A 26,796-nucleotide genomic window follows, 5' to 3' on the forward strand; every position below is an offset into this window, starting at 1 on the left:
GCAGGCGCTCCCCCCGGCGCCACCCGGCAGGCCCACCCGCCAACCCCTACCCCAGCGCCGCCGCCCCCCGCGCCAGCGACTCGACCCGCCCCCAGTCCCCGGCCCGTACCGCGTCCGCCGGCAGCATCCACGTGCCGCCCACACACGCCACGTTCGGCAGCGCGAGATACGACGGCGCGGACGCGAGCGACACCCCGCCCGTCGGGCAGAACCGGGCCTGGGGGAGGGGCCCGGCGAGGGATTTGAGGTAGGGCGTGCCACCCGCCGCCTCCGCCGGGAAGAACTTCATCTCGTGCACGCCCCGTTCCAGCAGCGCCACGACCTCCGACGTCGTCGAGACCCCCGGCAGGAACGGCACTCCCGATCCCCGCATCGCGTCCAGCAGCGTGTCGGTCCACCCGGGGCTGACCAGGAAGCGCGCTCCGGCCGCGACCGCCGAGGAGACGCCCTCCGCCGAGATCACCGTGCCCGCCCCGACGACCGCCTCCGGCACGTCCGACGCGATCGCGCGGATCGCGTCGAGCGCGGCCGGTGTCCGCAGTGTCACCTCGATCGCCGGCAGGCCGCCCGCGACGAGGGCGCGCGCGAGGGGCACGGCGTCGGAGGCGTCGTCGATGACGACGACAGGAATCACAGGGGCGAGGCCGAGCACGGAGGTCATGCCGCCATCCTGCCCACCGTGAGCGTCACGTGCAACGAACGTTGCGCATGGTGCAACGATCAGTGGATCTCGGACACCACCACGTCCAGCGCCCACGGCTTCCCCGCCTTCGCGGGCGCCTCCGCCTCCACCGCGTACCCGAGGTCCCGCAGCGCCTCCACCAGCGCCGCGGGGGACTTCGGCGCCGCCCCGGCCTCCAGCAGGCTCCGGACGATCCGGCCCTTCGTCGCCTTGTTGAAGTGGCTGACCACCGACCGCTTCTCGACTCCGTCGACCAGCTGTGAGTGCAGCACGCGCACCGTCGCCGTGCGGCCCGCCACCTCCCCCTTCGGCTTCCACGCGGCCGCGTAGGCGGACGAACGCAGGTCGAGGACCAGCCCGTCGCCCGCCGCGTCCGGCAGTACGGCGGACATCGGGCCGCGCCAGTGCGCCCCCAGCGCGCCGAGTCCGGGCAGCTTCACGCCCATCGAGCAGCGGTACGACGGGATACGGTCGCCGACCCGGACCGCCCCCCACAGCCCGGAGAACACCAGCAGGGACTGCCGCGCCCGCCTGCGCGCGGCGGGATCGAGCGTCGCCAGGTCCAGCGCGTCGTACAGCACGCCCGTGTAGATCTCGCCGGCCGGCCGGGTGCCCGCGGTCCGCAGCTCCACGTTCTTGGCGATCTCGCCGCGCAGACCCTCGCTCAGCCCGAGGACCTGCTGGGCCTTCGACTCGTCCGCGGCGCAGAGCTCGACCAGCTCCTCCAGCACCGCGGCCCGTGCCTCGGCGAGTCCCGGCAGCGACAGCGACTCCGGCTTCAGCGGAGCCCCGCGGCCGGAAGCGGCCTTGCCCTCCGACGGCGGCAACAGGACGAGCACGGCAGGTCTCCTTCGTACGAACACGGGCGGGGGTGCGGCCCCGCGCCAGGGTACAAAGGTCCGGGCCCGCCGAAATGCCACCACCCCCGCCCCGCCCTACGCTCGGTCCATGCCCCGCCGCCAGATGAACGTGACCGGCGCAGCCGAGGCCCCGCTGCGCGCCGCCCTCAGTGAGCTGCGTACGACGCTCGACGTCCCGGGGGACTTCCCGGCGGCGGCGCTCGCCGAGGCCGACGCCGCCGCCAAGGCTCCGCGGCTGCCCGAAGAGGACGCCACGGACATCCCGTTCTTCACGATCGACCCGCCAGGCTCCGTCGACCTCGACCAGGCGATGCACCTCGCCCGGCGCGACGGCGGCTACCGCGTCCACTACGCGATCGCCGACGTCGCCGCCTTCGTCACGCCCGGCAGCGCGCTGGACGCGGAGGCCCACCGCCGGGTGCAGACCCTGTACTTCCCGGACGAGAAGGTCCCCCTCCATCCGCCCGCCCTCTCCGAAGGCGCCGCCAGCCTCCTCCCCGGCCAGAGCGCTCCCGCACTGCTGTGGCGGATCGACCTGGACGCCGAGGGCCGTACCGTCGAGACGGACGTGCGCCGGGCGCTCGTCCGCAGCCGGAGCAGGCTCGACTACGAGGGCGCGCAGCGGCAGATCGACACCGGCACCGCGGAGGAGCCGCTCGCGCTGCTGAAGGACATCGGCAGACTGCGCGAGGCCCTCGAGATCGCACGCGGTGGCATCTCCCTCAACGTGCCGGAGCAGGAGATCGCGCAACGCGACGGCGCGTACGTCCTCGAGTACCGCGCACCGCGCCCCGCCGACGGCTGGAACGCCCAGATCTCCCTGCTCACCGGCATGGCGGCCGCCGATCTGATGGCTGAGTACGGCACGGGCGTCCTGCGGACCCTGCCCACCGCGCCGGACGGCGCAGTGGCGCGGCTGCGCCGCTCGGCGAAGGCCCTGCACGTCGAGTGGCCGCACCACGTCTCGTACGCGGAGCTCGTCCGTTCCCTCGACCCGGACGAGCCACGCAACGCAGCCTTCCTCCAGGAGTGCACGACGCTGCTGCGCGGCGCCGGGTACACGGTGTTCACGGGCGGGGTGCTGCCCGTACCGGCCGTTCACGCGGCGGTCGCGGACGAGTACACGCACTGCACCGCCCCGTTGCGCCGGCTCGTCGACCGTTACGCGGGCGAGCTGTGCGTCGCCGCCGTGGCGGGACAGGACCCGCCGGAGTGGGTGACCGCGGCGCTCGACGCGCTCCCCAAGGAGATGGCCGAGGGCTCCCGGCGCGGCAACACCGTCGAACGTGAATGCGTCGACATCGTCGAGGCCGTGGTGCTGCAAGGCCGGATCGGCGAGACCTTCGACGCCGTCGTCGTCGACGTGAAGGAGAACGACCCGTCGGCCGGCACCGTCCACCTCGAGGACCCGGCGGTGGTCGCCCGTGTCGACGGCGGCGAGACACTGCCGCTCGGCGAGCGGCTGCGGGTGCGGCTGGCGGAGGCGGATCCGGGGCGGGTGAAGGTGCGCTTCACGCCGGCGTGACCGGTGCCTTCGCCGGGCGCTCCCCGTCGACCGCCTCCCGCACCGCCCTGGCGAACGCCCTCGCGTCGTCGGCGTGGACCCGGACCGTACGGACGGGCCGCTCGCGTCCGAGCAGGCCGACGTGAAACACCGGCTCCGACAGCTCCAGCGTCACGGACGTCTGTGTGGCGACCTTCAGGTCGAGGACGCCGTCCCGCTTCTCGTGCGAGAAGAGCAGCTCGTGCCGGACGTCGGCGATCCGGTCCAGCGGTATCCACAGGTCCACATGGCCCGCCTGACGCAGCCGGAGCCCGTGCGCCGACAGCACATGGGGGCGGGTCACGGAAGCGGCCTGCAGACCCAGCATGAACAGCACGGTGTAGACGTCGACGAAGAGGAGCACGGCGTGCGCCGCCGGCCAGTGCCTCAGGAGATACGACACGGCCACCGTCTCCACGACGCACACGAAGGTGAAGCCGTACATCAGCGCGGCCTGGTCGCGGGCGTGCCCGAAGGGCCTGTCGCCGGGCCCGACGCCGTCGCGGCGGCGCCCCACCCAGAGGAACAGGCTGCGCATCAGCCGCAGTTCATGCCCCACCAGCCGCAGTACGGGCACGGGCACCAGGTCCGCCAACGCCTCCCGCCGCTCGCGGCCGCTCCGGCGCAGTGTGATGTACGCGTACACCTCGGCGGCGAGCAGCAGCGCGACGGCGGCCTCCGCGGCGGCGAGGACCGGCAGCGGAACCGTCACGCCGCCCACCAGACAGACGACGAGCAGCAGTTCCGCGGGCAGCACTCCGTACGCGAGCGCCCGCAGCGCCCGCAGCCGGTTCACCGGTCACGCTCCATCAGCAGTTCCAGGGCGCGGGTCACGACGGCGGCCTGGGCGGCGGAGAACTCGGCGAGGAAGGCGTCCATGAAACCGTCGTCCGGCGCGGAGCCGGACCCGAGGTGCGTCGTGATCTCTTCGGGCAGCAGGGCGGCGAGGGTCCGGGCCGCCTCCTCGACGCGCGGATCGGCCGGGTCCGCGTCCGCGAGAGCGTCGAGCTCCGCGTACAGCGCGTAGGCCCTCTCCATCGCCCCCGGTGCCTCGGTCATCCGGCGCATCGCCCCCATCAGTTTCTCCTGCTCAGGCCCGGGCGCCACGGTGTCGAGCAGCGCCAGCATCTCCCGGTCCCTGGCCGCCATCGCGGGTTCCGGCCCGGGCAGCCCGGCGGACGCGCGGGCCATGTCCGCGAACAGCTCCGCCAGCCGGGGCGACACCGGCCCCTCGGCGGTCAGTTCTCCGCTCCTCGCCTGTACGAGGAGGTCGGCCAGCCTCGCCCGACGGGTGTGGACCAGCGCCTCCTGGCGGGCCAGGTCCTGGTCGAGTTCCTCGAGCACCTCGACGAGATCGCGCCCCGCCTCGTCCGCGAGCACGTCCCGCACCTCGTCGAGTCCCAGACCCAGCTCGGTGAGCCGCCGGATCCGGGCCAGCAGCACGGCATCGCGGAGGGAGTACTCGCGGTACCCGTTGGCCCGTCGTACGGGCTCGGGAAGCAGCCTCAGATGGTGGTAGTGCCGCACGGCCCGCGGGGTCACCCCCACGAGCGCGGCGATCTCTCCGATTCGCATGCCACCAGTAGAAACGTTGACGCCGCGACAAGGTCAAGCGTCGTCGGCCCATGGACGGGGGGCTCTGTGCCACGATCGAGGGAACAACCCCGATCACACGGACGGCGGGTGCCTCGATGTCCGACGCTGACGACATGACGGCCATGACGCACGAACCGATCACGCAGGACGCGGACGTCCTGCTGGAGGGCTTCCTGGCGCTGGACACGCCGGAGGGCTCCCGGGCGGAACTGATCGAGGGGGAGATCGTGGTGACACCGCCGCCGGACGGGGATCACGAGGACTGCATCGGGCTGATCGTGGAGCAGGTGTACAGGCACTCGCGAACGCCCATGCAGTTTTCCGGCAACAAGGGTCTGACGCTGGGGGAGCATCTCGCCGGCCCTGAGGACCATGTCATTCCGGACGGCACCTTCGCCCCGAGGGAACGGCGGCTCTACCGTGGCGCCGACCCCTGGATGCCCTGTGACGGGGTGGCCATGGTCCTGGAGGTGACCTCCACCCGCGCCAAGGCCGACCGCGAGACCAAGCGGCGCTGCTACGCCCGCGGGCTGATCCCGCTCTGTCTCCTGGTGGACAGGGACACCGCCGCCCTGACGCTTTTCACCGACCCCGAGCGCGGCGACTACCGGGAGCAGCACACGGTTCCCTTCGGCAAGGCGCTCCCCGTTCCCGGCCCCTTCGGCTTCGATCTGGAGACCGCCGACTTCCTCTGAAACGCCAGGTAGCATGGTCCTCACGGCAGACGAGCCGGGCGGACGGCCGCGTGAGGTCCCGAGAGGGGTCTCCCGAGGAACGTCCGGGCTCCACAGGGCAGGGTGGTGGCTAACGGCCACCCGGGGTGACCCGCGGGACAGTGCCACAGAAAGCAGACCGCCGGGGCTGCGCTCTTCACGGAGGGCGGTCCTCGGTAAGGGTGAAACGGTGGTGTAAGAGACCACCAGCGCCTGAGGTGACTCAGGCGGCTAGGTAAACCCCACCTGGAGCAAGGTCAAGAGGAGCCACCGCAAGGTGGTTCTGCGCGGACGACCGAGGGCTGCCCGCCCGAGTCCGCGGGTAGACCGCACGAGGCCGGTGGCAACGCCGGTCCTAGATGGATGGCCGTCGCCCCGACGACCGCGAGGTCCCGGGGCACAGAACCCGGCGTACAGCCCGACTCGTCTGCCGCCTTAGGCCCCTGACCGGTGAAATTGCTATCAGGGGCGCTTTTCTGTCGAATCTGAGACGCAGCCAGACCTCGTCCCGTACCGGTTTGAACGGGGTCGCACGGCTCCGTAGGTCGCCATGAAGGTAGCCATGGCCGACAACACTCAAGTGGACGCGCTTGCCGCCGTGCTTGCCGAGTCGATGACGATCCCGGACGTTGAGCGCGATGAGCTTCAACGGCGCCGCCGAGCCCTCGCCGAGGCGGGCAGGAAGGGCGAGACCACTGGCGGGAGTTCTCAGAACCGACTGGACTCTCGGAACGGCCGCGTCACGTCCATACCCGCCTCCGGAACCGAACCCCACGATGCGTCAGGTGTGGACGAAGGGGCAGCTGAGCGAGCTGTCTGCAGCGAAGCCGGAGAGGGCTTTGTCGTCAGGTCATGCGGGTGGGCCGCGTGCGTGGTGGTGATGAGCTCGTCGAGTAGCTGCTCCAACAGATTGTTGTCACCGAGGAAGCTCTTCACCGAGGCGTCCTCGTTGCGTTGAGGGTCCATGCCCGACCAGTTCAGGGCGTATCCCGCGTCGCGCTCAGCTGGGCCAGGAACGCCCGCTGGGCACGGCCGTTGCCCTCGCGGAACGGGTGTAGGACGTTCATGTCGCCGTACAACGTGGCCAGTTGGATGACGGATTCCTGCCGAGGGAGACTCCGCAGCCGGCCGGATGAGGCGAGACGGCCGAATACCTCTCCGGCGTAGGGCACCAGGTTTCTCGCCGGGCAGAAGGGTGTGCGCTTGGCGATGTTCACCGTGCGTAACTCGCCTGCCCACGGGTAGATGTCGCCGAAGATCGCGGCATGGAACGCTTGGAAATGGCCGAGGTCGTACGCGCCGGGTAGGGGGCGTTCGGCGAGCATGACGAGGCGCGCCCGGGTGATGTCCGCCTCTGCTGCCGCGAGCAGCTGATGGTCGGTGATGCCGAGCTTGTTGCGCAGCACGCCGTTGGGCATGGCGTACGGATCGTTCACCCTGCCCGCCGCTCCGACGTCTGTCGGTGGCGGGCGATCGCGCGGGCGACCAGGGTGTCCGCGTCGACGTCGCCCTTCACATACGCCTCGGTATCGCGGTCGGAGGCCTCGGAGGCATGGAGCCCTTCGGCCTCGATGGAGCCGGTGGCCGAGGCGACGGCCGCACGTCGTGCCGCCCGGCCGCTCAGCGCTTCGAAGGCCTCGACGGACAGGAGGACGCCCTGGGGCTTGCGGTGGGCGCCGATCAGGACCGGGTCGGCATCCGCGCCGGACTCTGACAGGTCAGCCAGGATCCGCGACAGTCCCGCGCGGGCGTCGCTTACGGTCACGACCTCAGGGATCACCATGCTGTCACCGTACCCATATAGAGGCTTGATTCTGTACAGATTCTAGTACGGATTCCGGTGAGTGTCCCGTCCGGGCGGGTTCGCCGTCCTGGAAGCGGAGCTGGACAGCGGGCCGGTAGCGCCACAGGGGGCGGCCAGGTGCCGAAATGAGCCGGGACTGAGATGTTCTCGCCGATGGCGGCGGGGTTGAACCGGACTACCGGCACATCGCGCCGGTTGAGTTCGGTGATCTCCATCCTTACGTAGCCATCAAGGTAGCCGCGGAAACGCCCTCCACGGCGGCCTCGGTCCACCGCGCCTGGGCGGTGCGGCCGCTGTCCTGTCCGTGCCGGAGAGACGGTGCGGGACAGGACAGCGGCCGTTTCAGCGCGTCACCCCTGGGTGCCCGGGGGCGGACGGACCGATCAGAGCGCGCCCCGGGTCCAGGGTCCGGTGATCGCGAACGTGATGCCCGGGGTCTGGATGTTCACGAACAGCCAGTTGCCGTTCTTCGGCTCGAACACCGAGCCGGCCCACTCGGAACCCCTGTTGTCGGCGGCCGGGACGTTCTTGCCCGCGGTCCCGCCGCGCAGGTCCACGTTGTTGGTCGCGAAGCGGAAGATCTCGCCGTCCACGGTCAGCCCGTGGACGTACTCCGTGCCGCCGCCGTCCTCGCAGAGCACCAGGCCGCCGCGGGGGCTGACGCACATGTTGTCCGGTGCGTTGAGCACGTCGGCGTTCGGGGAGGCGAAGAGCACCCGGAACCGGTCGGTGGCCGGGTCGAGTTCGAAGACCTGTCCCTGGCGGGCGGGACCGCCGTCGGTCGTGATCACGTAGATGCGGTCGTTGCCGTACCAGGCTCCCTCGAGGCGGCTGAACACCGCCGCGCCGTTCGCCTGGGCCTGGTAGCGGACCGTGTCCGCCACCGGGTCGACGTCGTCCACGGGGACCCAGGAGACGGTGCCGTACTCCTTCTCCCCGTCGAGGCGGGTGTCGTACCGCATCTCGCCGATGCGCATGGCCTCTAGCCGACCGCCCTTGGCCAGGTCGCCGGGCACGGACGGAACGAAGCGGTACAGGGAGGCGTCGCCCCGGTCCTCCGTCTCGTAGACGTAGCCGGTGGCCGGGTCGACGGCCACCGCCTCGTGGTTGAACCGGCCCATGGCCTTGTAGGGCTCAGGGTTGCCCTTGCCCTCCGAGGCCACCTCGAAGATGTAGCCGTGGCGCTTGCCTGCGGTCGTGGAGAAGGTCTCCTCACAGGTGAGCTAGGTGTTCCACGGCGTGGGGCCGCCGGCGCAGTTGCGCAGGGTGCCGCCGAGGCTGCCGTAGGACTCCAGCCACTGGCCGCCGTCCGGGTCGAACACCATGGTGGTGGTGCCGCCGCCGGCCTCGGGGTTGTACGCCGGGGCGGTGAAGGCGGGTGCGGCGCCGCGCTCGTGGTTGCGGACGATGTTGACCCGGTCGCCGTACCGGAAGGCGGCCATGCCGTCGTGCATCGACGGGGTGCGCACCCCGTCGTCCATGAGGTCGTTGGTCCAGCCGTACGAGATGTACTCGAACCCGCGCGGCAGATGCAGGAGTTCCAGGCCGGTCGTCTGGTCCTTGACCGGGCTCAGCGGGCCGTAACCGGCATCGAACGTGGTCTTGACGGGCGCGGCCGCCGCGGTCCGCGCGGCGAGGGCCTGGAACGGGATGGACGCGGCCGCGGCCACGGCGGCTCCGCGCAGGAGGGTGCGTCGCTCGAAGCCGGAGCCGGAGCCGGTCGAATTTCCCGCGGACATGCCTGTCATGAACGTTCCTCTCGGTGCACCGGGCTGGGGAGCGGCACGGGGCAGCCTAGGAGCGGAACGTCGTCCGATTCCCAATGGAAGGTGACCGTTGGAAGAACCTCTTTCCGGCCATCGGCCGGAAGGCATCGGAGGCATCGGAGGCATCGGAAGGCATCGAAGGGCGTGGGTGGGCGTCGGAGGCGGATGGGGGCGGCAGGTCAGTGTCGTTCGGACACGTTGCCGCGCGCCGTGCCACCACTGGGTGAGCAGCGCCGGGGAGCCGGGGACGCGGAAAGTGCCGGGCAGACGTCGAAGTGGCTGACGCGACAGGTGTCGGAGGGTGCGGCGGCACGCAGGGCGACGGCGGTGCCGTCGCCCGCGATGTGCCAGCGGCGGCCGGCGGGGACGGACCTCACGGGGAAGGTGCCCGGCTCCATGAGTATCCAGCGGCCACCGGTCGTCCGGTGCCACTCGGCGGTGGCGTCGCAGTACCGGCAGGTGGTGGGGCGGTGGCGGGTGTGGTCGGGGGCGGTGAACCTCAGGGCTCCGCCGGTGACCGTCAGGATGTCGCCGAGCCGGACCGGTTCGCGGGTGGGCGGGCCGGCATGCTCGCACGAGGTGCACAGGGCGGAGCGCCGACCGGCGTCCCACCGGGCGTCCGGGCCGTCGCACGCGGTGCATCGAAAGCCCAACTCCGGCCCCCCACTGGTCCGTTGTGGTCCCTCTCCGTAGGGATTCTACCGAGAGTGACGGAGTTGAAACGTGGTGTACGGCCCCGTCGGCAGCGGGTGGGGCCGGGTGGGGCCCGGCGGGACCGGCGGTTCGTCGGGACCGCCTCGTCAGGCGGGACCGGCCGCCTTGCCCGTCTCCGTCGTGTCCGTCCCCGCCGCGCCGCCCAGGGAGCGGCCCGCCACCCGGTCCAGGTGCGAGGCGAAGACGGCCGCCGCTTCCGGGTTGAGCGTGCGCAGCGCCACCATGGCCGTGATGATCACGTCGCACAGTTCGGACTCCACGTCCTGCCAGCTGTTATCTGGGGTTGTACTCAAATACATGCTGGTCAGAGCGCTCTACAGATGTCAGTTACGTGAGGCACGTCTTCTCCTGGTGACCGGATGCCATCACCGCGTGCTCCTATGTAGGGCAAGCAAGCTCATCAGCTTGCGAGTGAATCGGTGCATGTGGGGGTCGAGGGTGTCCTCTGGTGTGGCGAGGACCCGGTCCAAGGTGAGCCACTTGATCGCGTCGAACTCGGTTTCGTCGAAGGAAGTGACCTGGCCTGCCTCTCCCCGCAGGACGTACCACAAGGACACGTCAGTGTGCTGCCCCTGTCCGCGAGTCCGTGTGACGGTGAGGAAGGTCGGGCGGTCCCCGGTGATCGAGGCGGGTACGGCTTCGATGCGCAACTCTTCGAGGCATTCACGACGGACCGTGTGCCATGGATCCTCTGCCGGCTCGACGTGACCGCCGCTGGGAAGCCACAAGCCGGCCTTGCGGTGGGCAACGAGTAGGAGCTCCTCGCGCGTCTCATCGAGCACGACGAAGTAGCTGACCAGGTGCTTCGCGGGGATGGCAGGCTTAAGCGTCCTGTAGAGAGGTGCTCCGCTGGTGATCCACTCTGCTGCTGCAGCGAGGTGTGTCTGCTCCTGATCGTCCCAGGGCTCGATGCCGCTGAGCACCTGCATCAGCTGGGCACGGAGTAGTTGGTCGGGGGCGTTTGACGAATCCATGGTGACCACGGGCACATGATGGCAAGGAGCCGCAACCTCTCGCTGGTCAAGTCAGCCAGCGCTAGCGGACGGGGCCCTGCTCGTCGATGAAGAAGTCAGGCGTTCCACAGAACAGGTCAGTGGTCACCGGTCCGTAGGCGATGTTGAAGGTGTCCAACCAGTAGGACCAGTCCCGGATCCCCAGTGCGCTGCTGAAGCGGTAGTTCAGCTGCCAACGGACCCACTGCCCGGGAACAAGTCGCACGGCCGGCAGGCGTCGTCGCCGCGGCGGCGGCAGGGCAAACAAAGGCTGCACTCGCGGGAAAACCCGCAGGCGTCCTTCGACTTCACGGAGTTGGACATCGACCTTGCCGAGGTCCTCAAGAGTGTCATGAGGCTGAAAGCCGTTCTCCTCACGCATGCGCACCACGTGCGCCAGCGAACTCGACGCATGTGGAAGAGGGAACCCGATCGGGGCGGCATTCCTGCGTGCGGCACTCACACCTCCCCGCGACACCTTGGTCCACGAGGTCCGTACCCACTGCACAGTGATCTCCACGCCGTCTCACTCCCCACTCAGTTCGTCGAGGATCTCGCCGTAGTAGCGGCGCCGCTGGCTCAGTGTCTGGGCGACCTCCTTGTCTGTGACCTGGGAGATTTTCCCGAGGTGCTCTAAGAGGTTGTCCCGCTGGGGATGGTCAGAGCCTTTGACGTACTCCGTGGTGATGGACACTCCGGCAGTGAGCAGCAGGTGGTGGGGAAGGCCGCACCAGGTGTCGAAGCTCCGGCAGACGGCTTCCCACAGGAGCCAGACGTCCTCGACGCGGCGCTCTTCGGCGACCCGCAGGGCGGCGAGTTCGATGCTGTGGCTGAATCCCCAGGAATGCCCATGCCAGCGTGTCTCCTGAAGGAGCAGGAACCGGGCGAAGTTCCCGTCTTCCTGGCAAGGGTCCCGGACCAGGGCTTCGAGGACCTGCTGCCTGTCCTCCCAGCGGGCGTCCATGGGCAGCCCATCCTCAGTGTGCTGCCCGTCGAACTCCAGAAGTTCCCATCGCTCGTGGTCCCCGCGCCACCATGCCAGGTCGGGTATCGCGGGACGGCTCATTGGCGTGTCCTTCGTGCGGGGTAGGGCGACATCGTTGCATGTGCGTGATCAGCATCGACTAGGACGCCCCAGCTTCGCATGGCTGCTGCTACGGCCAGGGCCGCCTGCGAGCAATCTGAGGGGCGATTACGTTAAGTCGCGTTCTGGTCGCGCATCATGTTCCGCAGGGCCGTCCGGGCGGCGGCCAGGTCGTCCTGTGCCTCGGCCAGATCATCCTTCAGGCTGTCGCGGTCTGCTTCGGCTCGGGCCAACTCTGCGGCGAGCCGTTGGTTGGCGATGGACAGCTCCTGAACACGGGCGAGTAAGTCCTTAGCCGAGACGGCGTCGACCCGCTCGCCGAGGCTGCGCTGCACTGCGGCCCTGAGCCGGTCACGTTCTTCGGTGAGCGTCCGGACCTGGGCACGCGCAAATTCAAGGTCGGTCGCCAGGCTCGCGGCGCTGGCCACCGCTCCTTCCTTGCGCTGTCGAGTTATGCCGCCCGCCTGGCCCGCGCGAGCGGCTTCGATGTGCTCGCGAACCCCTTCGGCGTAGACAAGCCAGTTTGAGACGCCAGCCCGCTTGGCGACTGCGAGGAACGTGATCGGGTGGCCGTCGGCCTTCATCTCATCCACTACAGCGAGCACCCTTGCGCGCTTCTCCCGGCTGGCCTTCTGCCGGGATTCAAGCAGCACTTGAGCTCGTGTACGCGGCTCCGCCGTCATGCGACTACCTCCGGAGGACCGAACGCAGGCATGCCCAGGCTGACAGCCCCCGTTGAGGCCCCAGCACGGAGCTTTCGCAGAACCTTGCTGGCCTCCTCGACCTCGTGTCGCATCTCATCGGGCATCGAAGCCAGTTTCTCCTTCTGGCTCTCACGGACGGCCTGGAACGCAGCAATCTGGTCGTCCAGGTTCCGGATGACGAACTCGGCTGCTCCGGCGGCGGCAGCGACCTCACGGTCCGCCTTCAACGCACGGATGTGCTCCTCAACGGCAGGCAGGTAGGAGGGATCGGGTCGGTACGAGCCGCAGCCAGCGCATTGGAACCGGATGGGGCACGCCTTCCCGCCGGCCTTCACGTTGGTGGGTTCAATGCAGTTTCCGAATGCCACCGCTACCGACCGCATCTCGTACGCCGTGCTCGATCTCATCGGAGCAGGAGTGCCGAAGCGGTCGGTGGTCAGACTCTTGATGGTGTTGATGGCCTCCCGCTTCATTTTGATGCTCACCTTGTAGTAAGCCGCAGTGGTATCGGCGGACTTGTGATCCATCAGGTCCTGGAGGACGTGCTGTGGCATACCGGCGTCGGCGTATCGCTGGCAGAAGGTGTGGCGGAAGGCGTACGGGTAAATCAGCGACCGTTCGAAAGGCAATGGTGCACCGTCCGGGTCGAGTTCTTCGGAGTGGATCTCCGGGATCGAGTCGGCCCATGTCCGGATGGCAGCACCGATGTTCCCGGTAGTCAGGTGGCCGGTGGCGGCGTTGTCGGTGATCGCAGGGAACAGGAAGGGGAGGGTCCGAGAAGGCAGGTCGAGTCCCTCCCGGACCGATGTCCACTCTTTGACCGCGCTGACCGTGTCCCTGTCCAAGGGAAGGCGTCGCCGGAGCCTACGTGCCTTGGTGTTGTCCCAGATCAGCTGGTACTCACCGTCGTCGCACTCCAGGCAGCCCAGGCCAAGAGCGCCGATCTCGTTGGGACGGCGTCCGGTGTCTCTCAGCAGCACGTAGACCGTGCGGAACATGGCCCGGATGCAGTCCGTCGGCATGCTGCCGTAGGTCATCCCCACACCGATGAGGTCGACGTGCTTGTCGAGCTGAGCAACGACCGACTCGGGAAGGGCCTTGCCGATGTTGTCCTCATCAACTTTGTCCCGCTTGATGCGGTGCTCGTTCGTATGGAGAACGAACCGGGGAGAGAGATCATCAAGGACTCCTTCGATTCGGCCGAATTCCAGGAGCTCCGTGAAGAGCTTCAGTAGCCGGGCCCGGGAGTCGTTGCTGCGGGGCTTCCCGTCTCTGCGAACGGACACCCTGAACTCGTTGACGACCGCCGTCATGTCCGCGAAGCCCAGTCCGGCTGGGTCGGAGCCAGCACGTCGGGTAGCGAGGGCCCGAGAGGCGATCGTGCAGGCCAGGAGCCGGTCACGAAGAGCCGAGGATCCCGGACTCGTCGTGCGAGCCCAGTGCATCGCTACTTCCCTTAGCCATGGCTGGAGGATGGGTGTGAAGTCGATCTCGCCCTCACGCACGCGGAACCCGGTCCGCGTGCGGGCCGGTAGAGGGGTATCGAGCGCCCGCAGGTCCCACACCGGTTTGGCGGTCTCGTCGATACCGCGGTACGCGTCGAGGCCCCTGGTGATGTCCCGCTTGACCTCCTTGATCAGAGACTGAGTCGCCGTGCATGTGGTGTCGGAGGGGCCAGGCGTGGCGCCAACCGCGAGAGCCACAGAGGGGATGCCGGCGAACAGCTTGACGATCTTCCTGACCTGGGTCGGGCGGAGAACCTGGCCCCGTGCGTCCCTCTTCTGGAGGGCGTAAAGCAGCTCAAGGCGCGTCGTCTCCTCAAGAGGAACGAGGCTGAACTCGTTCTGGAGGAGGAACGGCACCCGGGTCTCGGTCCACCTGGCCAGGTCCTCGCTGCTGTCCCGGCCGCTCTCACGGGCGCGCGCCGCCCACAAGTTGCGGTGCGCATAGCAGAGGTGCGTCGGAAGGCTCTCCTCGCTTCGGCACCCTCGGACCGCGCACAGAGGCAGCCCGGGGAACGGCTCTTGTGCGGTTGCCCATGCCTCACGCTCAGCCGCGTAACGGCTGATCCTGGCATCGTGGCCGTAAGTCCTGCGTACATGGCTGCGCCAGACCGAGTAGTGGCTGTGGCAGAGCTGCCCTTTGATCCCGTCACGTCCGCAAGCGGGGACAACGCATCGCTCAGGCCTGGCGTGGAACCTCCGGTTGCGTCGCGGGACGAAGGTCTGGTCGAACTCTGTTTCCGTCAGTTTGGAAGCGCGGTAGTCGATGTTGCAGCTTCCGCAGTACGTCGGCCCCTCGGTCGGGGAGTCGCAGAGAGGATGACGGCAGCGTCGAGATCCCGTGAGGGGGTTGTCCGGGTCTCCGACGAACAGCAGATCGTGAGGACTCCATTCACCGGGCCTCCAGCACATGTCGATGGCGTCCTGAAGCCAGGTGTTCCAGGACCGGAGCAGGTGATCACCAGTTGGCAGAGCCGCGATGCCTACGTTCCTCGCCAAATTGACCCTGTCATTCACCGCTGTGCGGCCCTTCGCATCTCCGAGACCGCCGTCACAGCGTCCCGTTTTTCCTGGTCGCTGGCGTGCAGGTAGATCTCCATCGACTGCTCGCTGACATGCCCGAGCAGGTCCTGAACCACATGACGCTGCTTGCCCTGGCGAATCCACCGCGTCGCGGCCGAGTGCCGGAACATGTGCGGCCGTGTGGCGAAGCCCGCCCGTTTGGCAAGCCGCGCGAACAGGTCGTACGTGGCTTGGTACTTCATCGGCGAACCCAACGGCTCACGGAACAGGTTGACGAACGTCATGTCGCAGGACGCGGCTTCGGGCACGGCCTCTCGTTCCCACTGGTAGTCGGCGTAGAGACCGACCAGGCTGTCGCTGACCGGGACCGACCGTGGGTGCCGCGACTTGGCCAGGGCTCCGTTGGAGTTCTGGCGACGGCGCACATGGATGTGAGGACCGACCGTGCGGCACCCGAGTGTCGCCGAGTTCGACAGCAGATGCATGTCCTCCCGTCGCAGACCCAGGGCTTCCCCGATGCGCACACCTGTTTCTGCCAGGAGCGTCACCAGGAACCTGTCGCGAGAGTGGCATGTGAGGTCGATGATGCGGAGGATCTGCTCGTCGGTCAGGTACTCGTAGCCGGAGATGGCGACTTTGAACTTTAGCTTCCGTGCACGCACAGTGCGGTACTGATCGTCCTCGCCGGTGTTGTAACCGGTCGGCATGTGGTGGAGGAGCCTCGGCTCGGTCAGCAGAGCGATCAAGTCTGCGGCGACCCACCCGTGCAGGGAGCAGTGCCTGAGGAACTGGCCTGTGGTGGTCATGATCGCGTTCGCGGTTTTCTTGCTGCGGTGCCGGGGCTCGGCGAGCACCCTCTGACTCCTGGCCGGCAGGGGTTCGTCAACCAGCCAGTGCAGGAACTGAGCAAGCTGAACGACGGTGGGTGCCGCCCAACAGATACCGAACTCCGCACAGTAGGACAGGTACAGCGCCACCCGGCCCGCGTAGCTGCGCAGGGTATTGACGGATGCGTCCTCCCGGGAGGCCAGCGCGGTCAGGTACGAAGTCGCCTCAGGGTGGATCTCGTAGTCCTTGCTGATGACGATCCACGTCGTTGCCTCATCGGAGGGCCTGATGGCCTTCTCAGCCCGGTAGGCGCGGGGCTTGGAAGAGGGTCTGGCTGACGTCACTGAAGTCCCCCAAGATAGTTGTCTGTCACGTAGAGAACGCGCAAACGTCACTTAGGTAACTGAACTTCAGGACTTACTAGAGATAACAGCTGTGCGACGTTCCCTTGCGCGGGTTCTGGCCCTTGGCGCCGATGACCGCCTGGGCGACCTCGCCGACCTCCTCCGAGAGCTTCAGCACCCGCAGCAGCACCTCCTGCTCCGGCGGGTACCTGCTGTTCTCGTGCAGCCACGAGTGCAGACGGCCGACGGTCTCCCAGGTGCGGTCCGCACAGTCCGCGCCACCCGCACCGTCCGCACCGCCCGTGTGCTCCATGTGCCGTGCCCCCGTCAGCCGCGCCCGATGAACGGCATGTTCGTGGCGAGCACCGTCGCGAACTGCACGTTCGCCTCCAGCGGCAGCTCTGCCATGTGCCGTACGGTCCTGGCCACGTCGCTCACGTCCATCACCGGCTCCGGGGCCAGTTCGCCGTTGGCCTGGAGGACGCCCGACTGCATGGCGTTCGTCATGTCGGTGGCCGCGTTGCCGATGTCGATCTGGCCGCAGGCGATCGAATAGGGGCGCCCGTCCAGGGACAGGGACTTGGTCAGTCCCGTGAGCGCGTGCTTGGTGGCCGTGTAGGGCGCGGAGTTCGGGCGCGGTACGTGCGCCGAGATCGAGCCGTTGTTGATGATCCGGCCGCCCTGCGGCTCCTGCTCCCTCATCTGACGGAAGGCGGCCTGCGCGCACAGGAAGGCGCCGTTCAGGTTGGTGTCGACCACCTTGCGCCAGGCGGAGTACTCCAGGTCCTCGAATCGGACACCGCCGGGCCCGAAGGTGCCCGCGTTGTTGAACAGCAGGTCCAGCCGGCCGTACCGCTCGCGCACCGTGGAGAAGAGCGCGGCGACCGCCTCGGGGTCCGACACGTCCGTCGGGACGCACACCACGTCCGCGTCCGGCCGAACGGCGCGGATCAGCGCCGCGGTCTGCTCCAGCGTCTCGTTACGCCGACCGGCGAGTGCCACGGCCCACGTCGGGGTGACGCTCGAACTGACGGCCGCGTCCTGCACTGTCTGTGCCAATTCGAGTGCGACGCTCCGGCCGATGCCTGAGCCGGCGCCCGTCACCACCGCGATCCTCACTGCTGCCTTCATGGCCCGCAGCGTACGCGGACGTGCCGTGCGCGGATCTCATCCGACCGACATTCGGATGTTGTGTCCCCGACAACGCGGATTCGTCGGCCGCGACTCCAATGCGACTGACAACAGCCGTCAGGGGAGGGCCATATGACACCCGCGCACACGACCCACTCGCCCGAGCTCAGAGCGGCGGCCAGGTACCTCGGCCGCCGGACCTTCCTCACCGCCACTGCCGCCGCCGCCACGCTCGCCTTCTCGGTGAACCTGCCGGGCACCGCACACGCCAGGACCGTCAACGGCCGGAAGATCACCGAGGACCCCTTCACTCTGGGCGTCGCCTCCGGTGACCCCCTGCCCGACTCCGTCGTGCTGTGGACACGCCTCGCGCCCAAGCCGTACGAACCGGGCAGCGGGATGCCGCAGGCCAACGTCCAGGTGCAGTGGGAGGTCGCGTACGACGCCGCCTTCGCCCGGATCGCCAAGCGCGGCTCCGTCACCGCCCACCCCGAGTTCAACCACAGCGTCCACGTCGAGGCCGTCGGCCTGGCGGCGGACCGCGTCTACTACTACCGCTTCCGCACCGGCACCTGGATCAGCCCCACCGGCCGCACCCGCACCGCGCCCGCGCCCGGCGCCGTCATCGGCGAGCTGAAGCTGGCGGCCGTGTCCTGTCAGGCCTACCACGACGGGTACTTCACCGCCTACAAGCACCTCGCGGCCGAGGACCTCGACGTCGTCTTCCACCTCGGCGACTACCTCTACGAGTACGCCGTGAACTCCGCGGGCGGCGCCCGCAACTACACCGATCGCGTGCTGCCCGCCCACTTCGCGCGCGAGACGGTCACCCTCGAGGACTACCGGCTGCGCTACGGCCTCTACAAGTCGGACCCCGACCTCAGGGCCGCCCACGCGGCGCACCCCTTCGTCGTCACCTGGGACGACCACGAGACGGAGAACAACTACGCCGACAAGATTCCCGAGAACGGCGTGCCGCCGGAGGAGTTCCTGCTGCGCAGGGCCTCCGCGTACCGCGCCTACTGGGAGAACCAGCCGCTGCGCTCGCCGCAGCAGCCCGTCGGCGCCGACATGCGGCTGTACCGCCGGCTGCAGTTCGGGCAGCTCGCCCAGTTCGATGTGCTGGACACCCGTCAGTACCGCTCGGACCAGGCCTACGGCGACCGGGCGCACGTCTCGGGACCCGAGTCCGAGGACCCGTCGCGCACGATGACCGGTGCGCAGCAGGAGCGGTGGCTGATCGACGGCTGGCGCGCCTCCACCGCCACCTGGAACGTCGTTCCGCAGCAGGTCAACTTCTCCAGGCGCGGGCTGGACCTCAACGCCGACCCCAAGCTCAGCATGGACGCCTGGGACGGCTACCCGGCCTCCCGCGACCGCGTCCTGGACGGGGCGCGGGACGCCGGCGTCGAGAACCTGATGGTCCTCACCGGTGACGTGCACGTCGCCTACGCGTACGACATCAAGCGCGACTACGAGACGCCCGGTGCCCAGGTCGTCGGCACCGAGATCGTCGCCACCTCCATCTCCAGCGGCAAGGACGGCGCCGACAAGCCGGCCACCTGGGACACCTACACCAGGGCCAACCCGCACATGAAGTTCTACAACGGCCGCCGGGGCTATGTGACGGTCACCCTCGACGAGCAGCAGGCGCGCGCCGACTTCCGTACGGTGGCCGCCGTGACGACGCCGGACGCGCCGATCTCGACGGCCGCCTCCTTCGTGACACAGACCGGTGACCCGGGCCTGCGGCCCGCCTAGAAACCGACCGGAACACCCTCGCCCGGGAAGCGGACGCCGATGCGCTCACGCACCGCGTCGAGCGTCCGCATCACGGCGAGTGTGCCGTCGAGGGGGACGAGCCGGGACTCCGACTCGCGCGCCCGTACGGCACGCATCACCTCGGCCGCCTCGTACTCCAGGGTGTCCCTGCGGCCGTCGAAAAGGAACTCCTCGGGCTCCTTGCCGTCACGGTGCAGGACGAACCGCTCGGGGTAGAAGAAGCCGTCCGGGACGTCGATCCGGCCGGCCGTCCCGGTCACGGACGCCGTGACCGGGGTGCCGGCCGTGATCGAGCACGACAGCAACGCCGTCGCGCCCTTGTCCTGCCAACCGAGCAGCATGCCCGTGTTGAGGTCCACGCCCTCCGGGGACAGCAGGGCGTCGGCCTGCACCCGGTCGGGCTCGCCGAGCAGCAGCTGGGCGAACGAGACGGGGTAGACGCCGAGGTCGAGCAGTGCGCCGCCGCCGAGTGCCGGGTCCCGCAGCCGGTGGCCCGGGGCGAACGGGCCCGCGAGCCCGAAGTCCGCCTGCACAGTCCGCACGTCACCGATCGCGCCCTCGTGGACCAGTTCGGCGATGCGGCGGACGGCCGGGTGGCAGTACATCCACATGGCCTCCATGAGGAACGTGCCGCGCGAGCGGGCCAGTTCGACCAGCTCCGCCGCCTCCGCGGCGTTCAGTGTGAACGGCTTCTCGCACAGGACCGGCTTTCCGGCCTCCAGGCAGAGCCCGGCCGCGGCACGGTGCGCGGAGTGCGGTGTCGCGACGTACACCACGTCCACGTCCTCGTCGGCCGCGAGCGATGCCCAGTCGCCGTACGCCCTCGGGATGCCGAACCGGTCGGCGAAGCCCTTCGCGGACGCCTCCGTACGGGACGCCACGGCCACGACCTCTGCGTCGGGCATCCGCGTCAGATCCTCGACGAACCGGGCGGCCATCCCGCCGGTCGCCAGGACGCCCCATCGCACTGCTGTGTTCATTTTCGGTCCACCTGTGTCGTGGTTCACGTCACGGCCCGCCCCCGGGCTCGTGTGCTGCCGCCGCCGACCTGAGAGCATAGTTTGTTGAAACCCGGAACAAGGAGAGTTTTGCCGATGCCGTCGTTGCCGGAGACAGGCCCGAGCAGCAGCAACCGCACAGTCCGTCCCGACGTCACGGCACCGGTCCCCATCGCGCCCCCGGCGGGCAACGCCGCGGCCCGCCGGGCCGGGCTGGTCGTGACCCTGGTTCTCGGCGGCCTCACCGCGCTGCCGCCGCTGTCCATGGACATGTACCTCCCCGCACTGCCCGCCGTCACCGACTCGCTGCACGCGCCCGCGGCGACCGTCCAGCTCACCCTCACCGCATGCCTCGCGGGCATGGCCCTCGGGCAGCTCGTCGTCGGCCCGATGAGCGACAAGTGGGGGCGTCGCCGGCCGCTGCTCGTCGGAATGCTCGTGTACGTCGTCGCCACGGCGATCTGCGCGTTCGCCCCCACCGCCGAAATGCTCATCGGCTTCCGGCTGTTGCAGGGCCTCGCCGGAGCGGCGGGCATCGTCATCGCCCGCGCCGTGGTGCGCGACCTGTACGACGGCGTGGAGATGGCCAGGTTCTTCTCCACCCTGATGCTGATATCCGGCGTCGCGCCGATCATCGCGCCGCTCATCGGCGGCCAGGTGCTGCGGGTGACCGACTGGCGCGGCATCTTCGTCGTACTCACCGGCGTCGGCATCCTGCTCACCCTCGTTGTCGTCAAGTGGCTCGGCGAGACACTGCCGGTGGAGAAGCGGCACTCCGGGGGAGTCGGCGAGGCGCTGCGCACCATGCGCGGGCTGCTCTCCGACCGGGTCTTCACGGGCTACATGCTGACCGGCGGGCTCGCCTTCGCGGCACTGTTCGCGTACATCGCCGCGTCGCCGTTCGTGGTGCAGGAGATCTACGGGGCCTCCCCCCAGACGTTCAGCCTGCTCTTCGGGGTCAACTCGATCGGCCTGATCATCGTCGGCCAGATCAACGGCAGGCTCCTCGTCGGACGGGTCAGCCTGGACAAGGCCCTGGGCTTCGGCCTGGTCGTGATCGCGCTGGCGGCGACCGCGCTGTTGCTGCTGACGTCGGGCGTCTTCGGCGAAGTGGGCCTGTTCCCGGTCGCGGCAGGGCTGTTCGTGCTGATGTCCGCGATGGGGCTGGCGATGCCGAACACGAACGCGCTGGCACTGCTGCGCACACCGCACGCCGCGGGTTCCGCGTCCGCGCTGATCGGTACGTCGTCGTTCCTGGTCGGCGCGGTCGCGTCGCCTCTGGTGGGCATCGCGGGGGAGGCGACGGCGGTGCCGATGGCCCTCGTACAGCTGGTGTGCGCGGTAGGGGCGATGGCGTGCTTCGTCGGGTTCTGCCGCCCGTGGCGACGGCGAGCGGAGTCGGTCTGAGGGCCGGTCAGGTACGGCAGCCGGCGCCCGTCCCGATCTCGGGGACGGGGGGAACGAGAGGAACGGGCGAGCGCGCGGGGTGCGGGGCGGTGCCAGGCCGGGCCGTGCCGGGTGGCGGTGCGGGTGCCGGGTCGGCTCCGCGCAGCGGCCCCCGCCGCCCCGCGTACACTCGCTCGGTGAACGTCACCGCCCCCACCGCCGACACGCTCCGCGCCGCCCTCGCCGGGCTCGTGGACGGGCTGCCGCCCACACAGGCCGCGCAGGCCGTAGAGCGGCTGATCGCCAGCTACCGCGGGGACACCCCCACCGGCGCGCCCATCCTGCGGGACCGCGGTGACGTCGTCGCGTACGCCGCGTACCGCATGCCGGCGACCTTCGAGGCGGTGCGATCCGCGCTCGCCGCACTGCGCGCGGCGGCGCCGGACTGGGTGCCGGCCACGCACACCGACATCGGCGGCGGCACGGGTGCCGCGAGCTGGGCCGTGAGCGAGGCGTGGGACGAGGCCGCGCCGAGCACGACCGTCCTGGACTGGGCGGAGCCCGCTCTCGCGCTCGGCCGGGAGTTGGCCGTCGCATCGCAGGTGCCTTCGCTGCGCGACGCGAAATGGCAGCGCTCGCGGATCAGTTCGTCGCTCCGTGTCGAGAGCACCGATCTCGTGACCGTCTCGTACGTCCTCAAGGAGCTGACCGCCGCCGACCGCGCCGCGGTCGTCGCGGAGGCGGCCCGCGCGGCCCGCGCCGTCGTGGTGGTCGAGCCCGGCACACCGGACGGGTACGAGCGGATCATCGAGGCCCGTGACGCGCTGATCGCCGCGGGGATGCACGTCGCCGCGCCCTGCCCGCACAGCGCCGCCTGCCCGATCGAGCCGGGCACCGACTGGTGCCACTTCGCCGCCAGGGTCTCCCGTTCCTCGTTGCACCGGCAGGTCAAGGGCGGTTCGCTGCCGTACGAGGACGAGAAGTTCAGCTACGTCGCCGCGACCCGCTTCCCCGTGGCACCGGTCGCCGCCCGGGTGACGCGCAAGCCCCAGATCCGCAAGGGTCTGGTGCTGCTCGATCTCTGCACGGAGCACGAAGGGCTGCGCCGCGACACGGTGACCAAGCGGCACGGGGAGCTGTACAAGGCCGCCAGGGACGCCGAGTGGGGAGACGCCTGGCCGCCCCGCGGGGCCGACGGCGACGAAGCGGAAAGCCGTGACGGCCGCAGCGAGTGAGACGAGACGTCTCGACTCTGCGTTGCTAGATTTGCCGCATGACCGAGACGAAGGCCCCCGACGCCTCCCGCCGCAGCGAGCGCTCCCGCCGTGCCATCTACGGCGCGGCCCTCGCCCTCGTCGGTGAGATCGGCTACACGAAGACCACCATCGAGGGCATCGCCTCGCGCGCCGGTGTCGGCAAGCAGACGATCTACCGCTGGTGGCCCTCCAAGGCCGCCGTCCTCCTGGAGGCGTTCCTCGACCTCGCCGAACAGGCGTCGGACGCGGCCGGCCCCGGCGGTTACGAGATCCCCGACACCGGCGACCTCGAGGCCGATCTCCGCCTGGTCCTGCGCGCCACCGTCGACGAGATGAACACCCCCGTCTACGACGCTCCCGCCCGCGCCCTCACAGCGGAGGGCGTGGTCGACGCGGCGGTCGGCGCCGAGTTCGTGAAGAAGCTGCTGGAGCCGCAGCTCCAGCTCTACGTCACACGCCTGCGCGCGGCCCAGGAGGCCGGGCAGGTACGCGCCGGGATCGACCCCCGTATCGCCCTCGAGCTGCTGGTCGGGCCCATCACGCACCGCTGGCTGCTGCGTACGCTGCCGCTCACCCACGAGTACGCCGACCACGTCGTCGACTGCGCCGTGAACGGCCTCGCACCGCGCGACTGACCCGGCCGACCGCCCCGGCGCCACCGGGCCATGGGCCGACGACCGAACGGACCGGTGACCGGCCCGCGGCCGGACCGGTGACCGGCCCGCGGCCGGCCCATGGACCGGCGGTCGAATGGCCCGGTGACTGGCCCGGTGCCACCGGCCATGGGCCGGCGGTCGGACGGACCGACCGGTGACCGGCCCGTGGCCGGCTCGGTGGCCGGCCCGCGTCCGGCCCATGGACCGGCGGTCGAATGGCCCGGTGACTGGCCCGGTGCCACCGGCCATGGGCCGGCGGTCGGACGGACCGACCGGTGACCGACCCGTGGCCGGCTCGGTGACCGGCCCGCGGCCGGACCGGTGACCGGCGGTCGGACGGACCGCCGACCGGCCCGCGTCCGCCCCGGTCACCCGCCTCGCCGCCCCGCCGCCGACCGTGCCCGGCCCTGCGCCCCGCCGGTGATCCCTGCGCACCTCGAATGCCTCTGCGCGCCCCCGGGAAGATGCCGTGCCCCACCCCGGTTGAGGACTGTGGACTCCCGAGGCGCAGGATGGTGGGACCATGGCATTGTCCGCGTGAGGCTGGCGTGAGGTGTGAGGGGATAGATGGGCGACGGTATCGGCCGCTACCGCGGCACGGAAGGCAGGTCTTCCCGGGAGGGCAGGCTGGCCCAATGGCTGCGCCGCCGGAGCGGGAACACCGAGGCGGAGGACTCGCAGCGCGAGGACCTTCTGCTGGCCGCCGCCGCCGTGGGACTGCCGCTCGCGCCCGCCGCCCACCCCGTTGGCTACCGCTGCTCCTGCGAGCGCATCGGCTGCCCGACCCCCGCCACCCATCCGATCTCGTTCGCCTGGCAGACGCAGTCCACGACGGACAGGGCCCAGATCCAGCGGTGGGTCCAGGGCCAGCCGGAGGCGAACTTCATCACCGCCACCGGCATGGTTCACGACGTGCTCGACGTCCCCATGGAGGCCGGGCGCGGGGCGCTCGACCGGCTGCTCGAGCTGGGGATCGACGTCGGTCCGGTGGCCGAGCTGGGCGTGGATCGGATGCTGTTCTTCACCGCGACCCGCGGCACCCCGGAGGACGAGGACGAGTGGTGGCCGTGCGCGCTGGACTGCCACCCCGAGACGATGGACGAGCACCCCGGCCTGCGCTGGCACTGCCGCGGCAGCTATGTTCTCGTGCCCCCGGCCCGGCTTCCCGGTGACGGTGACCTCGGCGTCGCCTGGGTCCGCGGCCCGGAGCATCCGCTGCCCGATCCGCTGACGCTGCTGGAGACGCTGACCGACGCGTGCGCGAAGTACGCGGGCGAGAACGAGGACGTGGACCACCACGCGGCGGCCTGGCCTCTCGGACGCTGAGGCGACCGGCCGCGCGGCCCACGGCCCCGGGGGAGCGGTCACGCCGCCGCAGGCGTCACGCCCCCTTGGCGGCGGTCAGGCCCGTAAGACGACCCACCACATCCACCGCCCGGCCGGGTTCTCCACCGTTGCCGGGCGGCACGATCACCACCTGGCTCGAGACCCGTTCCTTGGTGAGGGTCGACTTCACCTCACCGGTCAGCAGCGCCTTCACGTCCGGTACGACCTTGAGACGCACGCCCTTGGCGGCCGTCTGGCGCTCGAAGTTGCGGACCGAGAAGAAGACGAACGCGCTGCCGTTCTGCGTGGTCAGCCCCAGCGGTGCGAAGTCGCCCGTGTCCAGCGGCTGATCGATGTACTGCGTGCTCGTCCCGAGCAGCCTCGACCGCTTCTTGCGGTCGTCCCGCCACTTGGACGTGTGCGGGCCGGGCTTGAAGTGGTCCGGCTCCCCGCTCTGCATGTAGGTGGCGTACTCCTCGCTCAGGTTGCGCGGAGCGACCGCCAGTGCCGTGCTGTCCGGGGCGACCGCCTCCGCGTATCCGTCCTTGTCCGTCTTGAACGCCGGGATCTGCCGCGGAAGCATGATGGCCAGGTAGGCGGCCTTCCACCCCTCGTCGACGCCCGAGCGCACGAAGACGAGCACCCAGCGGTTGTCCTGCGGACTGTCGTCCCGGTCACGGTTGGAGTCGGCGTCGGCCACGAACCACCGGGGCCAGCCGGCCTTCTTGGGGATGGTGAACTTCGGGTCGGTCAGTTCCAGCGGCACATGGTTCGGGTTGCCGTTCGGGAAGTTGACCTGCCGGGCCTTGAGGCCGGCCTGGTTGATCGCCCCCAGCGCACCGGTGACATGGGCCGCGTCCAGCGCGGGGTCGTAGGCCTTGTCGGCCTTGTTGTACGCCTCCGTGAACGCGGCGAGCGCCTGCGCCGCCTCGTCCTTCGTCGCCGACGGGACGATCTCGAGCTCCCCGTGCACCGTCACGCACGCGCTCGCCGTCAGGGACAGTACCGCCGTCGCCGCGAGCCCCGTCGCCGCCCGACCCAGCCTTCTCATCGGTTGCCTTCTGCTCCTCGACCCCCATGGACCGTCCGAACCCTACCGGGAGCGGGAACAGGTCGAGCGCCCGGACCGGATAGAGCACCCACACCGTGACCCGGCGGACGGTCGGACACGGCAGGAAGCCAACATGCCTTCCGGCGGCGTCCCGTCGTCCCCGCCGGGTGCCGCCCCGGTCCCCGCCGGACGTCCGCTGCCGCGAAGCCGCCCGTTCCGGAAACCGGGATGCTTGAATGCCTGCGTGAACGAACTCGACGCGCTCGGCGTGAACGGCGTACTCGACGTCCTCCACGTCTTCTGTGACGGCGACGGGCGACACGGCAACGCCCTGGGTGTCGTACGCGACCCCCGTCGCCACCCGGACCAGGAGTCCCGGCAGGCGCTCGCCGCCGAACTCGGCTACAGCGAGACGGTGTTCGTCGACGACCCGGAGCGCGGCGTCGTCGACATCTACACCCCCACGCTCCGCCTGCCCTTCGCCGGGCACCCGCTCGTAGGCACCGCGTGGCTGCTGGACCTGGAGGCGGTCAACCCGCCCGCGGGCGAGGTGTGGGCGCGCAACGACGGCGAGTTCACCTGGATCACCGCCCGAGCCGAATGGGCGCCGCCGCGGCAGCTCGAGCAGTACGCGTCCCCCGCCGAGGTCGATGCCCTGCCCGCCCCGCCGCCGGGCGAGGGCCGGCTGTACGCCTGGGCCTGGGAGGACGAGGCGGCGGGCCGGGTGAGGGCCCGTGCCTTCCCCCGGCGCGGGGACGGCATCGTCGAGGACGAGGCGACCGGCTCGGCGGCGCTGCTGCTCACCGACCTGCTGGGCCGGGCGCTGAACATCACCCAGGGGCAGGGGTCGCAGATCCTGACCGCCCCCGGTCCTGACGGCATCGTCGAGATCGGCGGCCGCGTACGCCTCGCGACGCCCCCGTCCGCTGCTGCTGCCGCCGCTGCCGCTGCTGCCGCCGTCGTTCCGGCGCACGCCCCGCTGCGGATGACCCTGCCGCGGGGCGGGCGGACCCGGCTGCCGCACGCGGTGACCATGCCGGGCCTCCCGTCCTGAC

26 protein-coding genes, 1 other RNA gene and 2 pseudogenes are annotated in these 26,796 nt (G+C 70.0%); 9 read left to right on the forward strand and 20 right to left on the reverse strand.

The features are described from left to right. Window positions 1-46: 46 nt before the first annotated feature. Both ACFYV1_RS09240 and yaaA read right to left on the reverse strand, forming a co-directional pair. Window positions 47-661: a bifunctional 4-hydroxy-2-oxoglutarate aldolase/2-dehydro-3-deoxy-phosphogluconate aldolase gene (locus tag ACFYV1_RS09240; RefSeq protein WP_389394811.1), complete on the reverse strand. Its 615-nt coding sequence runs from the start codon at window positions 659-661 to the stop codon at window positions 47-49. A gap of 59 nt (window positions 662-720) precedes the next feature. After that, on the reverse strand, window positions 721-1,521 hold the full coding sequence (gene yaaA / locus ACFYV1_RS09245) for a peroxide stress protein YaaA (RefSeq protein ID WP_389394812.1): 801 nt from the start codon (window positions 1,519-1,521) through the stop codon (window positions 721-723). Window positions 1,522-1,630: 109 nt separating this feature from the next. Here yaaA and ACFYV1_RS09250 point away from each other — a divergent pair, with 109 nt between their 5' ends. Beyond that, window positions 1,631-3,067, forward strand: a complete 1,437-nt coding sequence (locus ACFYV1_RS09250; RefSeq protein WP_389394813.1) for an RNB domain-containing ribonuclease — start codon at window positions 1,631-1,633, stop codon at window positions 3,065-3,067. On the opposite strand, the gene ACFYV1_RS09255 is transcribed toward ACFYV1_RS09250, so the two are convergent. Then, window positions 3,054-3,881 carry a hypothetical protein gene (locus ACFYV1_RS09255; protein ID WP_389394814.1) on the reverse strand — a complete coding sequence of 276 codons (828 nt, stop codon included), beginning with the start codon at window positions 3,879-3,881 and terminating at the stop codon, window positions 3,054-3,056. The genes ACFYV1_RS09250 and ACFYV1_RS09255 overlap by 14 nt on opposite strands. Further along, entirely contained in the window at window positions 3,878-4,660 is a 783-nt protein-coding gene (locus ACFYV1_RS09260; RefSeq protein WP_389394815.1) for a MerR family transcriptional regulator, read from the reverse strand. The genes ACFYV1_RS09255 and ACFYV1_RS09260 overlap by 4 nt, the downstream gene beginning before the upstream one ends. A 134-nt stretch (window positions 4,661-4,794) precedes the next feature. On the opposite strand from ACFYV1_RS09260, the gene ACFYV1_RS09265 reads away from it, so the two are divergent. Together ACFYV1_RS09265 and rnpB are read left to right on the forward strand one after the other, a co-directional pair. Beyond that, window positions 4,795-5,376, forward strand: a complete 582-nt coding sequence (locus ACFYV1_RS09265; RefSeq protein ID WP_389395266.1) for a Uma2 family endonuclease — start codon at window positions 4,795-4,797, stop codon at window positions 5,374-5,376. Between the two features lie 30 nt (window positions 5,377-5,406). Continuing rightward, window positions 5,407-5,824, forward strand: an RNA gene (gene rnpB / locus ACFYV1_RS09270) — RNase P RNA component class A. 547 nt (window positions 5,825-6,371) lie between these two features. Here the strand turns inward: rnpB and ACFYV1_RS09275 are convergent. The 14 genes and pseudogenes from ACFYV1_RS09275 to ACFYV1_RS09340 all read right to left on the reverse strand — a co-directional run bounded on the left by ACFYV1_RS09275 (window position 6,372) and on the right by ACFYV1_RS09340 (window position 17,286). Continuing rightward, window positions 6,372-6,830 (reverse strand): Fic/DOC family protein, encoded by a 459-nt coding sequence (locus ACFYV1_RS09275; protein ID WP_389394816.1) that lies wholly within the window; start codon window positions 6,828-6,830, stop codon window positions 6,372-6,374. After that, the gene (locus ACFYV1_RS09280; protein WP_307625421.1) at window positions 6,827-7,177 is read right to left on the reverse strand and encodes a type II toxin-antitoxin system Phd/YefM family antitoxin; all 351 of its coding nucleotides are present in this window, start codon (window positions 7,175-7,177) and stop codon (window positions 6,827-6,829) included. Before ACFYV1_RS09280 ends, ACFYV1_RS09275 begins: the two co-directional genes overlap by 4 nt. Window positions 7,178-7,581: 404 nt before the next feature. Beyond that, window positions 7,582-8,391, reverse strand: a pseudogene (locus tag ACFYV1_RS09285) (alkaline phosphatase PhoX); the annotation flags it as partial. Between the two features lie 30 nt (window positions 8,392-8,421). After that, complete coding sequence (locus tag ACFYV1_RS09290; protein WP_389394817.1) at window positions 8,422-8,946, reverse strand: alkaline phosphatase PhoX; 525 nt, start codon at window positions 8,944-8,946, stop codon at window positions 8,422-8,424. 197 nt (window positions 8,947-9,143) lie between these two features. Further along, on the reverse strand, window positions 9,144-9,617 hold the full coding sequence (locus ACFYV1_RS09295) for a DUF6083 domain-containing protein (RefSeq protein ID WP_389394818.1): 474 nt from the start codon (window positions 9,615-9,617) through the stop codon (window positions 9,144-9,146). 147 nt (window positions 9,618-9,764) lie between these two features. Next, a pseudogene (locus tag ACFYV1_RS09300) lies at window positions 9,765-9,953 on the reverse strand (hypothetical protein); the annotation flags it as partial. A gap of 90 nt (window positions 9,954-10,043) precedes the next feature. Beyond that, a complete protein-coding gene (locus ACFYV1_RS09305) occupies window positions 10,044-10,652 on the reverse strand; it encodes an NUDIX hydrolase (RefSeq protein WP_389395267.1) in 609 nt (202 codons plus the stop codon). Window positions 10,653-10,713: 61 nt separating this feature from the next. After that, window positions 10,714-11,190, reverse strand: a complete 477-nt coding sequence (locus ACFYV1_RS09310) for a hypothetical protein (RefSeq protein WP_389394819.1) — start codon at window positions 11,188-11,190, stop codon at window positions 10,714-10,716. Between the two features lie 6 nt (window positions 11,191-11,196). After that, window positions 11,197-11,736: a hypothetical protein gene (locus ACFYV1_RS09315; RefSeq protein WP_389394820.1), complete on the reverse strand. Its 540-nt coding sequence runs from the start codon at window positions 11,734-11,736 to the stop codon at window positions 11,197-11,199. Window positions 11,737-11,867: 131 nt separating this feature from the next. Next, a complete protein-coding gene (locus ACFYV1_RS09320; RefSeq protein WP_389394821.1) occupies window positions 11,868-12,407 on the reverse strand; it encodes a DUF6262 family protein in 540 nt (179 codons plus the stop codon). Between the two features lie 26 nt (window positions 12,408-12,433). Then, window positions 12,434-14,320, reverse strand: coding sequence for a tyrosine-type recombinase/integrase (locus tag ACFYV1_RS09325; RefSeq protein WP_389394822.1), 1,887 nt, complete (start codon window positions 14,318-14,320; stop codon window positions 12,434-12,436). Window positions 14,321-14,973: 653 nt separating this feature from the next. Next, on the reverse strand, window positions 14,974-16,155 hold the full coding sequence (locus ACFYV1_RS09330) for a tyrosine-type recombinase/integrase (protein ID WP_389394823.1): 1,182 nt from the start codon (window positions 16,153-16,155) through the stop codon (window positions 14,974-14,976). A gap of 76 nt (window positions 16,156-16,231) precedes the next feature. Further along, window positions 16,232-16,468, reverse strand: a complete 237-nt coding sequence (locus ACFYV1_RS09335) for a MazG-like family protein (RefSeq protein ID WP_389394824.1) — start codon at window positions 16,466-16,468, stop codon at window positions 16,232-16,234. 14 nt (window positions 16,469-16,482) lie between these two features. Continuing rightward, window positions 16,483-17,286 carry an SDR family oxidoreductase gene (locus ACFYV1_RS09340; protein WP_389394825.1) on the reverse strand — a complete coding sequence of 268 codons (804 nt, stop codon included), beginning with the start codon at window positions 17,284-17,286 and terminating at the stop codon, window positions 16,483-16,485. 132 nt (window positions 17,287-17,418) lie between these two features. Here ACFYV1_RS09340 and ACFYV1_RS09345 point away from each other — a divergent pair, with 132 nt between their 5' ends. Further along, window positions 17,419-19,047, forward strand: a complete 1,629-nt coding sequence (locus ACFYV1_RS09345) for an alkaline phosphatase D family protein (RefSeq protein WP_389394826.1) — start codon at window positions 17,419-17,421, stop codon at window positions 19,045-19,047. On the opposite strand, the gene ACFYV1_RS09350 is transcribed toward ACFYV1_RS09345, so the two are convergent. Then, entirely contained in the window at window positions 19,044-20,048 is a 1,005-nt protein-coding gene (locus tag ACFYV1_RS09350; RefSeq protein WP_389394827.1) for a Gfo/Idh/MocA family protein, read from the reverse strand. The genes ACFYV1_RS09345 and ACFYV1_RS09350 overlap by 4 nt on opposite strands. Before the next feature lie 114 nt (window positions 20,049-20,162). On the opposite strand from ACFYV1_RS09350, the gene ACFYV1_RS09355 reads away from it, so the two are divergent. From ACFYV1_RS09355 to ACFYV1_RS09370, 4 genes are all read left to right on the forward strand, one after another. Next, window positions 20,163-21,473, forward strand: a complete 1,311-nt coding sequence (locus ACFYV1_RS09355) for a Bcr/CflA family multidrug efflux MFS transporter (protein ID WP_389394828.1) — start codon at window positions 20,163-20,165, stop codon at window positions 21,471-21,473. Between the two features lie 176 nt (window positions 21,474-21,649). Continuing rightward, window positions 21,650-22,687, forward strand: coding sequence for a small ribosomal subunit Rsm22 family protein (locus ACFYV1_RS09360; protein ID WP_389394829.1), 1,038 nt, complete (start codon window positions 21,650-21,652; stop codon window positions 22,685-22,687). A gap of 38 nt (window positions 22,688-22,725) precedes the next feature. Beyond that, window positions 22,726-23,343: a TetR/AcrR family transcriptional regulator gene (locus tag ACFYV1_RS09365; RefSeq protein ID WP_389394830.1), complete on the forward strand. Its 618-nt coding sequence runs from the start codon at window positions 22,726-22,728 to the stop codon at window positions 23,341-23,343. A gap of 588 nt (window positions 23,344-23,931) precedes the next feature. After that, complete coding sequence (locus tag ACFYV1_RS09370) at window positions 23,932-24,690, forward strand: bifunctional DNA primase/polymerase (protein ID WP_389394831.1); 759 nt, start codon at window positions 23,932-23,934, stop codon at window positions 24,688-24,690. 55 nt (window positions 24,691-24,745) lie between these two features. On the opposite strand, the gene ACFYV1_RS09375 is transcribed toward ACFYV1_RS09370, so the two are convergent. After that, the gene (locus tag ACFYV1_RS09375) at window positions 24,746-25,741 is read right to left on the reverse strand and encodes a hypothetical protein (RefSeq protein WP_389394832.1); all 996 of its coding nucleotides are present in this window, start codon (window positions 25,739-25,741) and stop codon (window positions 24,746-24,748) included. Window positions 25,742-26,009: 268 nt separating this feature from the next. On the opposite strand from ACFYV1_RS09375, the gene ACFYV1_RS09380 reads away from it, so the two are divergent. Next, window positions 26,010-26,795: a PhzF family phenazine biosynthesis protein gene (locus ACFYV1_RS09380; protein WP_389395268.1), complete on the forward strand. Its 786-nt coding sequence runs from the start codon at window positions 26,010-26,012 to the stop codon at window positions 26,793-26,795. Window position 26,796: the final 1 nt, after the last annotated feature.

The organism is Streptomyces sp. NPDC003023 (assembly GCF_042888225.1).
In the GTDB taxonomy this organism is placed as follows: domain Bacteria; phylum Actinomycetota; class Actinomycetes; order Streptomycetales; family Streptomycetaceae; genus Streptomyces.